The sequence below is a fragment of the Paenibacillus sp. LBL genome, from assembly GCF_029893715.1.
Taxonomy (GTDB): domain Bacteria; phylum Bacillota; class Bacilli; order Paenibacillales; family Paenibacillaceae; genus Paenibacillus_AQ; species Paenibacillus_AQ glucanolyticus.
Map to the genome: position 1 here is coordinate 90,143 of NZ_JARXYU010000002.1, position 15,207 is coordinate 105,349.

Sequence of the window (15,207 nt, forward strand, 5' to 3'; positions counted from 1 at the left end):
AATTGTCCATTTCATCTGAACAACGTAAGAGAGTGATTATCGAGCAATTGAAGCAGCAGGGTCAGGTAAAGGTTCCTGATTTGTCGGCCTATTTTACGGTTTCAGAGGAGACGGTTCGGCGTGACCTTGTGCTGCTGGAAAAGGAAGGCTTAGCCAAGCGGGTATACGGGGGAGCGGTTTTGACGAAAATGACCAGCTTCGAGCCTCCCTATTTACAACGCCAAATGGTGAATGCGGAAGAGAAGGAGCGGATTGGGCGCATGGCTGCGGAATTGATTGAATCCGGTGATACCATTGCGGTCGACGTAGGGACGACGACGCTTGAGCTGGCTAAGGCGATACATGGACGAGAGCGTCTGACGATTCTGACCAATTCGCTTGCCGTCGCTTATCATTTAATGGAATCTTTGAACAGCGGGAGATTCTCAGGGAAGATTTTTGTAGTCGGAGGTGAATTGAATCCGGAGCAGCAATCCATGTCCGGTACGCTTGGAGAGCACGTCCTCTCCCAATTCCGTGTAGATAAGGCGTTTATCTCTGTTGGAGGCATGTCCTTGGAACGGGGCATCAGCGACTATGATCCGAACGAGACCGGGATGTCGCGCAGGATGATAGATGCAGCTTCCCAGACCATCGTATTGGCCGACGGCTCCAAGCTGGATAAAGAAGGATTCATCGAAATTGTGCCGATGCACAGGGTTCATACCATTGTTAGCGATACTGCTCCGCCTAAGGAATGGTTGCAAGGGCTTAGAAGCCACCGTATCCATTGGATTGAAGCCACGAAAAGAGGGGATTAAGGATGTTGCAAGGAGAAGCCAAGCTTATCGTAGTTGTACTGGATGGATTAAGATACGATGCCGCCCGCAAGTATTTGGGATATATGGAGCATCTTGTTGAGCAGGGCGAGGCGAACTGCTACCGGGTACAATCCCAGCTGCCGAGTCTCTCGCGTCCGCTGTACGAAGTGCTGCTGACCGGCACGCACGTGGCGAGAAACGGGATCACGGCGAACCATATTGCGAGGTTGAGTCATGAACAGAGCGTGTTCCATCTCGCACGCGAGGCCGGACTAAGGACTGCTGCGGCCGCGTATCATTGGGTAAGCGAGCTTTATAACAGCGCTCCATTTAACCCTGTCGCAGACCGCCATCAGCATGATGTCAGCAGGCTGATCCAGCATGGGCTGTTCTATTTCGAGGATTACTATCCTGACAGCCATCTGTTTATAGATGCCGAGCATTTGAGATCGACGTACGATCCGCATTTTTTATATATTCATTCTATGAATATCGACGACATGGGCCATAAGCATGGGGGTGAAAGCAAGGAATATGCCGGTTCTGTACGTGTTGTAGACGGCATATTGGCGACCTTGGTTCCTGCGTGGAGATTACAGGGATATCATGTGGTGGTCACGTCCGATCACGGGATGAATGCGATGGGTCATCATGGAGGAACCGAGCCTGAAGAACGGAATGTTCCGCTCTATGTGTTTGGCGAGTTGCCTTCACCTTCCTTGATGCCGGATCAGACAGGGGCAATATCGCAGCTGCATTTGGCACCGTTGATGTGCCATTATTTAGGAATCAAACCTTCGGAAGCGATGCTGGCGTGGGATTAGATCAAGGGGGATACGACTTATGAAGGTAGATATGCATTTTCATCTGGAGGAAGGCCCTTATTCGCTGCGCTGGTTATCCCGTACTTTGCAGGCGCTTGCCTCTACAGAGCCTGAACGGGAGGCATCATTAGGCCATCATACACTGCAGTATGGGGAGGAAATGGCAAAGCTCCTGTCACGCAGAATACAGCAGGGCTGCTATAGTGAGGAATGGCTGGACCGCTATTTGAATACAGGGCGCAAAAGAGGGATCGGACAGTTTGGCGTGGTAGATCATTTATACCGTTTTCGGGAATGTCGGCCGTATTATGAGAGGCATATGCTGCTGGACGATACCCCTGTCGGGAGAATGCAGCAAGCGTGGCTGGATCAGGTATGCGTGGCTTCGCTTTCCGATTTTGTCCGCTTCGTAACAGAGGCAAAGGCCTCCAGACCGGATCTTGCCCTGGGAATCGAAGCCGATTTTTTTCCAGGTGGAGAACAGGAGCTGAGGGAAATTCTCGCAGGGTCCGAGTGGGATTACGTCATTGGGTCCGTTCATTTTTTGGACGGGTGGGGATTTGACAATCCTGAGACGAAGAGCAAATTTGAGGGGAGAGATCCGGTTCAGACTTATAAGCACTATTACGAGCTGTTAAGGCAGGCCTGCGTGTCGGGGCTGTTTCATATTATCGCCCATCCGGACAACCTCAAGGTATTCGGATTCCGGCCAGTTGACGAGAAGGAGTTGCTTCCTTATTACCGAATGCTGGCGAAGGAAATGGTACAGAGCGGGGTCATTACCGAGATCAATACGGGACTTGCTTACCGTTACCCGATCGGGGAGAGCTGCCCGAGTCCGTTATTTCTCTCCGTGCTCGCTGAATATAAGGTTCCGCTTACTTTGTCCTCGGACGCGCATTTTCCGGATGATATCGGGATGCTGTTGGATCAGGCCAAAGCGGATGTTGAACGTATGGGTTATAAGGAGCTTGTGGCATTCAGAAATGGGAAGCGGATGTTGGTGCCGATAAATGGAGTCATATACTAGCAGGGGGGCTGTAAGTTGAACTGCACCCCGTCAAGCAAACTGCATAAATAACTAGTAGGAGATAGAGGGGTTCAGTCGCGGTACCATTCGAATACGCGTTAATGACGCTGCTTTCGGAGGTACCGCCGCTGTTTTACTTCATCCCGACACCAATGTCGTAAATGTTAAAAACATTTAGAAAAGACAATAATGTCTGCGCGGTGTTTCCACTGAATATAACGGAGGCAAATACCGTTAAATTGGCGAGCATATTAATAAATATAACTTCCTCCGTCCCCAGCCGCGGTATTATTTATGATTTCAGCGCCGGCAATCGAAACGAGCGAGCCATTGGCGATGATAGCGCCGCCGTCCATGAATGCGATGTTATTAGCAATTATGCCGCCGCCATTGTTGTCCGCCGTATTGTTGCTTATTTCACTGTTTTGAATTGTAACGATGGTGTCAAACGCGTTTGTACCTCCTGCGTCACCGAAAGCCAACACGGTAGAATTAGCGATGATTTTCCCTCCGTTAATGGTAAGGGTGCAACCGAGCCTGGTACCTCCCGCTATTGTGGTAATACCGCCACCGCTGTTGTTCGCACGGATGCCTGTTATTTCCCCACCGTTCATCTCGATGTCACAGCCCGCGGCAAAGACGCCATCACCACTACCGGCTTGGCAGTTTTCTATGAGCGCGGCGTTCATGATCAGACTGCTTCTACTGATATTCCCTGAACCAGGAGGCCGCCACCGTTGCCACTGTTCCTGCAATTGGTAATTATGCAGCCGTCAAGCGTTAGGGAACAACCGGAGCCGAAAATTAAAATGCCGCCGCCTGTTCCTCCGCCATCAAGGATGATACCAACACCTATGGTCATCGACACTCCGGTTAAACTGCCGTTTGTTAACGTTGAAAAGTGACGAAAACTTCCTCCATTTGTAATCGCAAGTGTAACACTATTATTGCCGCTGCTATTTATCAGGTTAATTGTGATATTTTGTTGTATCATAACACCGCTGCTGAAATTGATGTCGTTTTATATAAAAAAAATTGAATATATCTCCGTCTTGCGCGCTCAGTAATGCCGCTATAATATCATTAAAGTTAAAACATTAACATTTACAATCATTTTTAAATGTCACCCCTTTATAGAAAATTAATGTAGAATGTGAACCGGTCAATTTTGGACTAGACATAACAAAGCATCCTTTTAAATTAACCTAAATAAAATTATATACCAGAGGGGTGCTACCTGTTCACTGGACTATCGCTTGTCGCATTGTCAGTGAAGGAGGGGCAAGCTAACGCAAGTGAAGCGATAGAGACTCATTAGAATGCACGGGGGCCGACAAGGTGAAAAATTGGAAGGCTACAGTAGATTTTCAGCAAGCGGATCTGGATCAGGGTCATGGGAGACTGATCGTCAGGTACGGCTCTTTCTTAGATATCAGAAAGTATAAACTTCGGAGGATCTGCTGCCTGATATCACAAGTAAAACTACCGCTAAATGCGGTCTGTCTTCTTTGAGAGTACGTCGATAGACGTTTTTCTTTCATGAGGTCGTCGCCTCGGATCACCGGCAAATCTTTGCGTTTACTTTAGGCTTTGTTCTTCTTGCTAAACAATGAATCAACTGAGAGCAGGCTGCTGCCGCTAAGGGCAAGATGGACAGCCATTGCGAGCAGGGCTATATCCAGTTCATAGCCACCCAGGAAGCCCATGCCCAGCTTGGCCTGAAAAATAGCGACGATTAGTACGACACCCAGAACTAGGGAGGCAATTCTCGTTCCCAAACCGATAATCAGTGCAATGCCACCAACAATTTCGATAATGGCGACAACGGTAGCCATAAATGCAGGGATACCCAAACTTGCGAAGAATCCTTCGATATTTCCGATGCCGCTCTGGAACTTATCCAAACCGTGAGCCAAAAAGATGACCCCCAGTATAACCCGAATAATGAATGTGCCCGTAGAAGAATAACTACGCATGAAATGTAACAACTCCTTATCTTTGTTTTGAAATGTTATCAACTAACTTTTATATAGTTGAAACTCAAGTTGTATCATACTCAATAATGCTATTTAATGTCAAGTAACTAACTAAAAATAATCGGATTTTACAATTTAGTGTCTGGGCCGGTATTCAGTCGGCGACTGTCCGGTCCAGCGGCGGAATTGCCTTGAAAAGTGGCTGGCGGAGCGAAACCCGAGTTTGTCGGCGATCGCGGTCATCGGCAGATGGGTCGTGATAAGCAGCTCCTTGGCCAAGCTGAGCTTTTGACGGCTGATATATTGTCTTGGCGATATTCCATAGACTTGGCGAAACAATTTGCTGCATTGGCTGCGGCTTAAATTAAGCTCTTTGGACACCGCCGCGACAGATATATCCTCGGTGAGCCCCGAGGATAGTTTCTCTTCAATGGCATGAGCCGCATCGGCTGCAAGCAAGGAAGACGGTTTGTGAGTGCCCGCTGCCGCCGGTAAGGAATGTCGTGGCTTGAGTGTTTCCTGCATCTTCAGGAGAGAGAGCACATCATGAATGATAAGCAGGGTATAGGATTGGAGCAGCAGCCTGTCTTCAAAGGTGAGATTGTATTCGGCTCTCGGGTTCTCCGGATGAAGTGAATGAGCTGGCGGCTGACTGCGCCGAACGATTCCCTCAAGCTCTTGAACATAAGCGCGCAGTTTACTGTGTTCGCTTTCTTGCTGGCGAATATGGCGGTAAGGGGCAGCGGCTAGTGAGCGCCGAATTTCCGTATCATCGAGATCAAAATGAACATTGAAGTATCCGTACTGCTTATTGGACAGATTAGAGGTTTGATGGGGTACCCCGGATTTGATCAGAAGCCATTCCCCTTGCCGAAGCGTAATGGATTCCCGGTGAATTTCCTGCAAGACCTCGCCTTCCAGACAGTACAGCAGCTCGAACAGGTGATGATGATGCCTCGGATAACTCCAGCCAGGTGGCTGGATATCAAAATGGCATCCGGTTACCTGAAGCGTGTGAATGATATTGGGAAAGCGGAATGTAATATCCATAGCAGCGGGCTCCTTTTTTAGCATCTTTCACTCTAATATGTATGCCCTCTATTTTATCATATTAAGTTCATGACATCGTGAGAATTTGACACAAAAGGTATAGAGAATGATCCATTTGGAGATTGAGCAGAAAGCGCTTTTGATAGATGATAGCAGTGTGTGGTGAAATTGAAATGATATGAATCATGGAGGGAATATAAGATGCAGCCTCAATTGAAAGCGATTAATCAACAGTTCGTGTTAGGGGATGAACCGATTCAGATTCTGTCAGGTGCTGTTCACTATTTTCGTATCGTTCCGGAATATTGGGAAGACCGGTTGATGAAGCTTAAAGCGTGTGGGTTCAACACCGTGGAGACCTATATTCCGTGGAATTTGCATGAGCCCAAGGAAGGGCAATTTACGTTTGATGGCATAGCTAACTTGGAAGGGTTTGTCCAAATAGCCGGTCATCTGGGGCTGCACGTGATCCTTCGGCCAAGTCCTTATATATGTGCAGAGTGGGAATTCGGCGGGCTTCCTGCCTGGCTGCTGCAGTATCCGGATATTCATCTGCGATGTATGGACCCCGTCTATTTGGAGAAGGTTGACCACTATTACGATGAACTGATTCCACGAATAGTTCCGCTGCTGACCTCCAAGGGAGGTCCGGTGATTGCGATTCAGATTGAGAATGAGTACGGCAGTTATGGAAATGATACGGCCTATCTGGAATATTTAAAAGACGGCTTGTCCGCGCGTGGCGTGGATGTATTGCTGTTCACTTCAGATGGTCCAACGGATGGCATGCTGCAGGGGGGAACCGTACCGGACGTGCTTGCAACCGTCAATTTCGGATCCAGACCCGGGGAAGCCTTCGCTAAACTGCGAGAGTACCGGACAGAAGATCCTCTTATGTGCATGGAATACTGGAACGGATGGTTTGATCATTGGCTGAAACCGCATCATACGCGGAGCTCCGAGGAGGTTGCCCAGGTATTCGAGGAGATGCTTCGTCTGAATGCATCCGTGAATTTTTACATGTTTCATGGCGGAACGAATTTCGGATTCTACAACGGAGCGAATGATCAAGAAAAGTATGAACCGACAGTCACCAGCTATGATTATGATGCTCCTCTCTCGGAATGCGGGGATGCAACCGCTAAATATGAGGCCGTTCGCAGTGCGATTGTTAAGCATCAGGGGCTTGAGATTGCGGATCTGCCCAATCTGCCTCAGCCTTCGGTGAAGAAAAGTTATGGCTCTGTTCGCATGACGCATTATGCCGACTTACTGGAGCAGTTGCCGGTACTGTCGGAGCAGGTGAAACGCACAACGCCTGTTCCTATGGAGTTGTTGGGTCAAAGTTATGGGTTCATTGTGTATTCAACGGTGGTTTCGGGTCCACGTCAGGGTGAATTCTTGCATCTGCAAGAGGTGCATGACCGGGCTCAGGTATTCTTGAATGGTATTTATCAGGGTACCGTTGAGCGCTGGAATCCTCAAGCCTTGCAGCTCGATATTCCGTCAGCCGGGGCGAAGCTGGAGATTGTTGTCGAGAATATGGGGCGGGTTAACTATGGTCCGAAACTGAAGGACTATAAGGGCATCACGGAGGGAGCTCGGATGAACAACCAGTTCCTGTTCGACTGGAGCATCTATCCGCTGCCGTTAGAGAATCCGAATGCGGCATCGTTCCAAGCGCTGGAAGGTGCATTGGATCAGCAGGATCGGCCTACCTTCTATACCGGCGAATTCACGGTTGATGAAATCGGTGATACATTCATTCGTCTGGATGGATGGGGAAAAGGCGTAGTATGGATCAATGGCTTCAATCTGGGACGCTATTGGAAGGAAGGGCCGCAGGCAACACTTTATGTGCCTGGACCGCTGCTGAAGCAGGGTCGCAATGCAATCACGGTATTTGAACTGCATCATTCCGGCGATGCGTGCGTCCATCTTGTTGATAAGCCCGATCTGGGCTGAGAAAAGGAAAAGGGAGCCACCCGAATCGATTTTCGGGCTGGCTCCCTTTTTTCTTCTAAAGCTGCGTAATTAGATCAATTGCTTGCGAACCCTTAAATAGCGATACAAGACGATGCCGAACAGCGAGCACAGCACCGCGCATAATCCGATGAAGCCATAGCCGGCTTGGAGTCCTCTCAGCAGACCCAGCTCCGTTTCGCTGCCATACATCTGTTTGAAGCCGTTCGTAATGGCACCGATTGCGTAATTGCCAATGACGCTGCCAATCCCCATCATGGTGACGATAAACGTGATGGCGGTATCGCTTTCTCTTGGATATCTTTTGGCAATCAAAGCCATAACTGTCGGATAAATCGGAGCGATTCCGATACCGGCTGCCGCGAACAGGAAGGCGTAGGATTCCCCGCCAAAGATCGCGATAAAGGTACATACTCCGGTCAGAGCAGACAGAATGATAATCGATAGAGTGAAACCGATCCGGTCCGTGATCGGGCCCAGCAGCAGACGAGCAGCCGAGAAACAGAGAAAGAACGCGGATAACATTCCAGCCGCTGCGGTTGGCTCCCAATTGTACGATTTTTCAAGAAAGTTGACGAGCCACCCGCCGACGGCCATCTCCGAGACAACACCGAAGGAAAGGATCATGACAACAAGCCACAGGGCAGGATCTCTGACCAATTGTTTCAGTGGAACGCGTTCCGTCTCGGACAGGTCATCCCCGGGAAATTTGCTCATCAATGCCGGGATCATCGGCAGTAGGGATAACATAAGCATAGCCAGGTACATTCCCCGCCAGTCCAGCGTGTGATTCCATACGGTTACGGTCATTAAGCCGGATGCAATCATCGGTGCCACCGTTGAACTAATCCCGTAGAAGAAATGGGACAGGTTCATCATCGTACCGGTATTTCGCACAAAAATCCGGGCTGCCAAGATCGCAAGTCCAATCTCGAGCATGCCGTTTCCTATGTACATTAAGAAGTAGGATGCGGTAAACATCGGGTAGCTGTGTGACAGAAAAATAAACACGCCGGAAATCGCCATTGATCCAAAGGCAGCCATGCTGACCCATTTGATCCCGATCTTGCGGGTTAACAGGGCAGTGAAGGAGCAAGCGATCAAATATCCGAGTGCATTCAGCGACAGCAATGTGCCGATCTGCATTTCGTCCAGACGAAAATCGAATTGAATTCTGGGTATGGCGGGTCCTTTAATATTTTCCGATATCCCGAAAATGATAAAGCCGAGAAATATGGTTGCCAAATGGAGGGTGTAATCCTTGCTGAATTTCGGTTTTGCTTTCGTTTGAAGGTCAGTATTCACGGTTATTCCCCAATCATCATCGTTGAATTTTACACTGCACGAGTATCGGATATCATCATATCCAGAGCAAGCCGCTGTAAGCCGGCTATATAGTCTTGTTCCCAGTCGCGAAGTTGCATCTCGGGCAAATGCGGTTTCGGTACGTAAGTGGAAGCCCGTTCTTTAATCGAGATCAGGGTGGAGGGGAGGAGATCATGCTCACACCACATGATGGCATCGGGATTGATTATCGCGGTAAAGGTTGCGCTCAGGCGGCCTACCACGACAGGAATGGAGTACAGGGTCTCCAGATACGACTTGAGGTCATAGTCCTGAAAGGCTCCATACGTTGGGATATGAAAAATGACGCCATCACGAACGGCGGCCGGCAAGCCAGCGGCAATCGAACGGATTTTCGGGTAGCTCCGGATCCAGTTTCCCAGCTGGGATGCAAGAGCCTCCGGTTCGCAATGGAGTACGGCGTCTTCGACTGTCCGCTCTATAAGGTCGCCGTTCCAGTTGAAAAGGGTATATACGCTCTGCTCCTTCTCGTAATAAACAGCGAGACCCAGCATGTAATCCTGATTAAAAGCATAACGATTCGCACGCCTGCCGCCACTCGATTCATCCAGTCCAAGCAGGGTGACTTCCCCTTCTTGCTTCATCTGTTCCAGCACTTTGCCAACCGTCGGGAAACTGATGCCGAGTTTGTCGCTAAGCTCTGCCTTGGTTCCACTGCTCAGTTCCAGCAGCGAGGAGCGCAGTGCGCGCCGAACAGTGTGTCTCATGGATTGCGGCGTCGACAAAGCTTTTTCTCGCGTAATGATCACGCCTCTCCTGACTTTTTAAACTGATTTAATAAATTTCTGCTGAAGATTATTGCATATCTGTAAAAGGGGCGCAAGAACAATCTTGATTCAGGGAGTCTGGACGATTAGCGAAGCAGCATGATGATCCCTCCCAGTATCGGCATGAGAATCATGGAGAATCGCAGCAGCGTTCTGGGTGCCTTGCTTGTATACTTTGCTCCGATGTACGATCCGATCATCGTACCTGCAACCACTTGCAGCAACAGCTGCCAATCGATGTACCCTGCTTGAAAATAACCGATGCCCCCGAAGAGCGCAATCGGCATAATAACCATCATGGTTGTACCTACAGCCAGCGTTATTGGCATATTGAACAGAACCATAAGCGCAAGCTGGATGAACGGAGTTGAACCGATACCGAACACACCCGACATGCCTCCAGTTATCAAACCGGAGATCAGTGCCATCATCCAAAATCTCGAGGAGCGAATGGAGGTCAGCATGGGCTTCGGCGTAAACTGCATGCGCGTTCGCAGCATAATCAGCAGGCCGGATAGAAACAGCATGATGGCTGTACATAAGACAAGCCGGTCCTCCGGAATCAGGCGAGCGGCAAAGCTGCCTGCATATGCACCCGCGGCGCCGAACAATCCGACGGCAAGTCCTGTTGATAGTATCGCATTTTTCTCTCTTAGGTGGCTGACGGAACCCGATATCATGGTGAATACCATGGCAGCAATGGAAGTGCCCAGCGCCGTATGTACAGGAATATGAAATACAGTGACCAGAAGTGCAATGAGGAATCCGGATCCACCAGCACCTACAAATCCGAGAAGACCTCCCAGGAATAACATCGTGATGAAAATACTCATATGTGTCTCTTCTTTCGTTGTAAGTTTAATATCAATTTTCCTATTATACATCAAATTGTGAATGATTCGAGGTGCTTGATGAGGCTGGTCCGAGCGGCAGAGGGATTGTCCTGAAGGAAACCGCTAGACCATGGACCAATTGTCGTGAAGCAGTTGACAACCATGCAGCTCCATGAGAAAATGTACGCGCGTACATAAATTGCGGGAGGCATGATTATTATTGCTAGTCGTAAAGAGGTAGCACAGCTTGCAGGCGTGTCGGAAGCCACGGTATCCCGGGTTCTGAACGGGGTCGGACCGATCAAGGAGGAGACCCGGCTGCGTGTGCTGGAAGCTGCGGATCGGCTCGGTTATACCCCGAGTGCGCTTGCCAGAAGTTTTGCCCGCCGCCGGAGCGGCAACCTTGGGGTTGTGATGCCCTATTTGCCGAAAGCCCGCATATTCTCCGCTTATTATTTCTCCGAAATATTAAGCGGTATTGGCAGCAAGGCGCTGGAGAGCAAATATGATCTGTTGATGCTGTTCCGTGAGCCGGGCGGTTCGATGGATTACATGAATCTGTTCCGCACCCAGAAGGTGGATGCCTGCATCATTCTTGGTGCCAGGGATGATGGGGGAGAGCGGCAAGCCATTCAACAGCTGAGCGAGGGAAATCATCCATATTGCCTGATTAATCAATACTTTGAAGGCGAGGCATTTCATGTCATGGATGCCGATCATGTGGATGGCAGCTATCAAGCCGTTCGCCACTTGACCGAGCAGGGATTTCGGAAGATTGCGTTTCTCAACGGACCGTCCCAGTATTCGAACAGTCGCGACCGGTTGAAGGGGTATGCTCAAGCGCTGAATGAAGCGGGGATCGCGCTGGATGAGTCGCTGCTGTTCGAAGGCAATTTCAGCCGCAAGAGCGGTTATGCCGCAGCTGAGCTGATTGCAAGGCAGCTGGACCGAATCGAAGCGGTTTTTGCTGCCAATGATCGAATGGCGATTGGTCTTCAGCAGGGCTTGCGCGCGCTCGGAATTTCTGAAGAACGAATGCCTGCCTTTGTCGGTTACGATGACTCGGAAGCTGCGGAACTCTGTACCCCGCCGCTTACCAGCGTCAGAGTTCCCTTCTACGAACTGGGATGTCTTGCAGCGGAACATGTTCTTCATAGGCTGGACGCCTCCGAGTCCGAGGATGAGAGCGAGATGAACACGGTACTTCATCGGCAGCTGTCCACCCGTCTTGTCATTCGTGCATCTTCGCTTCATCGAAATTAATGAACCCTTATTCAAGGAGGAATGAAAGATGAAACAATTACGTGTCGGCATGATCGGATATAAATTTATGGGCAAAGCCCACAGTAATGCATACCGGAGCCTCCCGATGTTCTTCCCGGAGGCGTTGAAGCCAGAGATGGTAGCGATCTGCGGGCGCAATGTATCGGCAGTGCAAGAAGCGGCGGATCAGCTGGGCTGGCGTGAAAGCGTTACCGATTGGAAGGAGCTTGTGAACCGGGATGATATTGATCTGATCGATATCAATGCTCCAAGCGATGCTCATAAGGAGATTGCCATTGCTGCCGCCAAGGCAGGCAAGCATATATTCTGCGAGAAGCCGCTTGCGTTGACGCTGGCGGATGCCAGAGAGATGCTGCAGGCAGCGGAAGATGCAGGCGTGACCCACATGGTCGGGTTTAACTACAGGTTCTCGCCGGCGGTAAGGCTGGCCAAGAAGCTGGTGGACAGCGGGAGATTGGGCCAGATCTATCATTTCCGCGCTTGGTTTCTTCAGGATTGGATTATGGATCCGCAGTTTCCGCTTGTATGGCGGCTGCAGAAGGAAGTCGCCGGATCGGGTTCACACGGGGATCTCGGCGCCCACCTGATTGACCTTGCACATTATCTGGTTGGCGATATGCAGGAAGTGATCGGGATGAGCGAGACCTTTATCAAGGAGCGTCCGATTGCCAGTGAAATGACAGGGCTAAGTGCAAAAGGAAGTGATGGAGGACCCAAAGGAAAGGTGACGGTGGACGATGCGACGCTGTTCATGACCCGCTTTGAGAACGGGGCGCTGGGCAGCTTTGAGGCGACGCGCTTTGCGGCAGGACATCGAAGCACCAATTCTTTTGAGATCAATGGCAGCCTTGGCAGCGTCAAATTTGATTTTGAACGGATGAATGAGCTGGAGGTTTATTTCACCTCTGACGATGAGGATGTGCAGGGCTTCCGCCGCGTGCTGGCAACCGATCCTGTACATGATTATATGGAAGCGTGGTGGCCGCCCGGACATACGATTGGTTTCGAGCACACGTTTACGCATGAAATTCTGGAGCTGTCCAGCGCCATATCGGAAGGCAGACAGCCCGTGCCGAGTTTCTACGACGGGGTGAAGTGTCAGGCCGTGCTGGAAGCCGTGGATAAATCCATTGAGGAGCGTCGCTGGGTTCAACTGTCAGAAATGTAATTAACTCATTCGACCGACCTGGTCGGACACATAAAAGGGAGTGCTACGCATGAAAAAGGCTTTAATCGTATGGGGCGGCTGGGACGGACATGAACCCGAGCAGGTGGCCGGTATTTTCGCTGAATTGCTGCGTCAGGAACAATATGAGGTTGAGGTATCGGACACGCTTGATGCATTGAATGATGCAAATAAGCTGCAGGCACTGGATCTGATCGTGCCGGTATGGACGATGGGCGAAATATCGAAGGAGCAGGTGGAGAACGTATCGCTTGCCGTGCAGCAGGGAACCGGTTTGGCGGGCTGTCATGGGGGGATGTGCGATTCATTCCGCAGCAACGTGGATTGGCAGTTCATGACCGGGGGCAATTGGGTTGCGCATCCGGGAAATGATGGTGTGAACTACCGGGTAGAGATTAAATCCAGCTCCAGTCCGCTGGTGGAAGGGATGGAGGATTTCACCGTGGCGTCCGAGCAGTATTATCTGCATGTGGACCCGGCAGTCGAGGTACTGGCAACCACCCGTTTTCCGGTTGCGGCAGGACCGCATCTCCTGAACAAAGCGGTTGACATGCCGGTGGCGTGGACCAAACGCTGGGGATACGGACGCGTATATTATAATTCGCTCGGTCATCATGCGGATATCGTCGACATGCCTCAGGTGAAGGAAATGATGCGCAGAGGTTTGCTGTGGGCTGCAGAGGGCAAATCGTTGTACTCTGGCTCGGATATGAGTTTGTTTACGGAAGGTCAAGGATACACAGGCATGGGAGACAGCCAATAAGCGGCAGGAGGAGACTTGGATCATGAAGAAAGTAAAGGTTGGCATTATTGGCTGCGGAAAAATCAGCGGCATTTATATGGAAAATTGCCATAAGTTTGACATTCTGGAGCTGACAGCTTGCGCGGATATCGATCGTGCCCGTGCCGAGGAGCAGGCAGCCAAGTACAACATCCCGAATGTGTACACCACCGAAGAATTGCTTGCCGATCCGGAGATTGAGCTGGTCATAAACCTGACGATTCCTGCACTCCATGCGAAGATTATGCTGGATGCGCTTCAAGCCGGCAAGCATGTGTACGTTGAGAAGCCGCTGGGTGTTACCCGTGAAGAGGGCAAGGCGGTTCTGGACCTTGCCGAGGCCAAGGGGCTCCGGGTAGGATGCGCACCCGAGACATTTCTTGGATCCGGCATCCAGACGGCTTTGAAGCTGATTCAGAATGGCCGGATTGGCACCCCGATTGCAGCGACCGCGTTCATGATGAGCCGCGGGCATGAGCACTGGCATCCCGATCCTGAATTTTACTACGCTGCCGGTGGCGGTCCGATGTTTGATATGGGACCCTACTACCTGACAGCGTTGGTCCAACTGCTGGGACCTATCCGCAGCATTAGCGGCATGACCGGAGCGGCGCTTACAGAGCGGACCATTACGAGCGAGAAGAAGCACGGACAGAAGATTCCGGTGGATGTTCCTACCCACGTGGCTGGACTCATGGAGTTTCATAACGGCGCCATTGGCACGCTGATTACGAGTTTCGATGCATTTGGCGGCAGCACGCTTCCGAATATTGAGATTTACGGTACGGAGGGCACGATCCTGGTGCCGGATCCGAACGGGTTTGGCGGATCCGTGAAATATCGATTGACCGGTGAAAGCGATTGGACGGAAGAACCGCTGCTTCCTGGATATCACGAGAATACGAGAGGCATCGGTCCGGCCGATATGGCTTATGCTATTCGGAGCGGAAGACCTCATCGTGCCAGCGGAGAGTTGGCCTATCATGTGCTTGAAGCCATGTGGGGATTCCATGATGCATCCGATGAAGGCAAACGGTATGAGATGGCCAGCTCCTGCGACGTCCCGGCACCGCTGCCGCTGGATTTGCAGAAGTACACACTGGATTGAGAATAGAGTGACATTCAAAAAGCGGCTTGCTCCGAAAGGTCATAAGACCTCCGGGGCAAGCCGCTTTATCGTCCGGACGGCTGCCTATTTAAAACGATGCGTGGACCGGGACATGCTTGATCCGTTGTTAAGTATAAAGAGCTCTCGCGGATTTCCCCGGCAGTCCCCATCGGAATCAAAACAAACTGTTCCTCCAAGTTAGGCACCTTGGTGCAGCATT

The 15,207-nt window shown here is 50.6% G+C and carries 15 protein-coding genes; 8 read left to right on the forward strand and 7 right to left on the reverse strand.

The genetic code is table 11. The features are described from left to right. The first annotated feature begins 2 nt into the window (after positions 1–2). The 3 genes from M2277_RS05655 to M2277_RS05665 are packed head-to-tail and all read left to right on the forward strand — an operon-like array spanning position 3 to position 2,654. Positions 3–800, forward strand: coding sequence for a DeoR/GlpR family DNA-binding transcription regulator (locus M2277_RS05655; protein ID WP_006211078.1), 798 nt, complete (start codon positions 3–5; stop codon positions 798–800). 2 nt (positions 801–802) lie between these two features. Beyond that, a complete protein-coding gene (locus M2277_RS05660) occupies positions 803–1,624 on the forward strand; it encodes an alkaline phosphatase family protein (protein ID WP_280754340.1) in 822 nt (273 codons plus the stop codon). 19 nt (positions 1,625–1,643) lie between these two features. Beyond that, positions 1,644–2,654 (forward strand): PHP domain-containing protein, encoded by a 1,011-nt coding sequence (locus M2277_RS05665; RefSeq protein WP_006211076.1) that lies wholly within the window; start codon positions 1,644–1,646, stop codon positions 2,652–2,654. Positions 2,655–2,905: 251 nt separating this feature from the next. Here M2277_RS05665 and M2277_RS05670 read toward each other — a convergent pair whose 3' ends face one another. The 4 genes from M2277_RS05670 to M2277_RS05685 form a co-directional block, all read right to left on the reverse strand. Further along, positions 2,906–3,343 (reverse strand): hypothetical protein, encoded by a 438-nt coding sequence (locus M2277_RS05670; RefSeq protein ID WP_280754341.1) that lies wholly within the window; start codon positions 3,341–3,343, stop codon positions 2,906–2,908. Between the two features lie 2 nt (positions 3,344–3,345). Then, on the reverse strand, positions 3,346–3,648 hold the full coding sequence (locus M2277_RS05675; RefSeq protein ID WP_280754342.1) for a hypothetical protein: 303 nt from the start codon (positions 3,646–3,648) through the stop codon (positions 3,346–3,348). 589 nt (positions 3,649–4,237) lie between these two features. Beyond that, a complete protein-coding gene (locus tag M2277_RS05680) occupies positions 4,238–4,630 on the reverse strand; it encodes a DoxX family protein (protein WP_036642350.1) in 393 nt (130 codons plus the stop codon). 135 nt (positions 4,631–4,765) lie between these two features. After that, positions 4,766–5,680, reverse strand: coding sequence for an AraC family transcriptional regulator (locus tag M2277_RS05685; RefSeq protein WP_063479941.1), 915 nt, complete (start codon positions 5,678–5,680; stop codon positions 4,766–4,768). Positions 5,681–5,881: 201 nt separating this feature from the next. Between M2277_RS05685 and M2277_RS05690 the strand changes: the two genes are divergently transcribed. Beyond that, complete coding sequence (locus M2277_RS05690; protein ID WP_280754343.1) at positions 5,882–7,645, forward strand: glycoside hydrolase family 35 protein; 1,764 nt, start codon at positions 5,882–5,884, stop codon at positions 7,643–7,645. 69 nt (positions 7,646–7,714) lie between these two features. On the opposite strand, the gene M2277_RS05695 is transcribed toward M2277_RS05690, so the two are convergent. From M2277_RS05695 to M2277_RS05705, 3 genes are all read right to left on the reverse strand, one after another. After that, on the reverse strand, positions 7,715–8,968 hold the full coding sequence (locus tag M2277_RS05695) for an MFS transporter (protein WP_280754344.1): 1,254 nt from the start codon (positions 8,966–8,968) through the stop codon (positions 7,715–7,717). 29 nt (positions 8,969–8,997) lie between these two features. Beyond that, positions 8,998–9,777 (reverse strand): hypothetical protein, encoded by a 780-nt coding sequence (locus M2277_RS05700; protein ID WP_280754345.1) that lies wholly within the window; start codon positions 9,775–9,777, stop codon positions 8,998–9,000. 104 nt (positions 9,778–9,881) lie between these two features. Next, complete coding sequence (locus M2277_RS05705) at positions 9,882–10,628, reverse strand: sulfite exporter TauE/SafE family protein (RefSeq protein WP_280754346.1); 747 nt, start codon at positions 10,626–10,628, stop codon at positions 9,882–9,884. A gap of 210 nt (positions 10,629–10,838) precedes the next feature. Between M2277_RS05705 and M2277_RS05710 the strand changes: the two genes are divergently transcribed. From M2277_RS05710 to M2277_RS05725, 4 genes are read left to right on the forward strand one after another with little or no spacing between them, the layout of a single operon-like run. Then, positions 10,839–11,891, forward strand: coding sequence for a LacI family DNA-binding transcriptional regulator (locus M2277_RS05710; RefSeq protein ID WP_006211069.1), 1,053 nt, complete (start codon positions 10,839–10,841; stop codon positions 11,889–11,891). A 28-nt stretch (positions 11,892–11,919) separates the two neighbouring features. Further along, the gene (locus tag M2277_RS05715) at positions 11,920–13,080 is read left to right on the forward strand and encodes a Gfo/Idh/MocA family protein (RefSeq protein WP_006211068.1); all 1,161 of its coding nucleotides are present in this window, start codon (positions 11,920–11,922) and stop codon (positions 13,078–13,080) included. Positions 13,081–13,129: 49 nt separating this feature from the next. Then, complete coding sequence (locus tag M2277_RS05720; protein WP_148247011.1) at positions 13,130–13,861, forward strand: ThuA domain-containing protein; 732 nt, start codon at positions 13,130–13,132, stop codon at positions 13,859–13,861. 22 nt (positions 13,862–13,883) lie between these two features. Continuing rightward, positions 13,884–14,987 carry a Gfo/Idh/MocA family protein gene (locus tag M2277_RS05725; RefSeq protein ID WP_280754347.1) on the forward strand — a complete coding sequence of 368 codons (1,104 nt, stop codon included), beginning with the start codon at positions 13,884–13,886 and terminating at the stop codon, positions 14,985–14,987. Positions 14,988–15,207: the final 220 nt, after the last annotated feature.